General features: G+C 46.0%; 1 protein-coding gene. It reads left to right on the forward strand.

What is annotated here, in order from left to right; genetic code table 11:
- On the forward strand, positions 1-459 hold a 459-nt coding region (locus tag F0U44_RS24345), incomplete at both ends, for a ribosomal protein L13e (protein WP_188113654.1).

Consider the following 459-nt stretch of genomic DNA (forward strand, 5'->3'; position numbering starts at 1 on the left):
ACCATACTAAAGTACGCGCCGGTAGAGGATTCACTCTTCGTGAAATTAGGGCCGCAGGATTGAACCCAGTATTTGCCCGAACGATTGGAATTGCTGTAGATCCCCGTAGACGCAACAAGTCTGTTGAATCATTGCAAATCAATGTTCAAAGAATAAAGGAATACAGAGCGCGTCTTATACTCTTCCCGAAAGGCAAAAAGGTGCTGAAGGGTGAGGCCAATGAAGAAGAACGTAAGCTGGCTACACAGCTACGTGGTCCATTAATGCCAGTTCAACAGCCTGCTCCTAAATCAGTTGCAAGACCTATCACTGAAGATGAAAAGAACTTCAAAGCTTATCAATACCTGAGAGGAGCTCGCTCCATTGCCAAACTCGTCGGTATCCGGGCTAAGAGATTGAAGGATGCTGCTGAGAATCCGGATGATGTTACAAAAGCACCAACCGCTAAAGAAGTGAAGC

The sequence above is a fragment of the Nocardioides humilatus genome (genome assembly GCF_008373755.1).
Taxonomy (GTDB): domain Bacteria; phylum Actinomycetota; class Actinomycetes; order Propionibacteriales; family Nocardioidaceae; genus Nocardioides; species Nocardioides humilatus.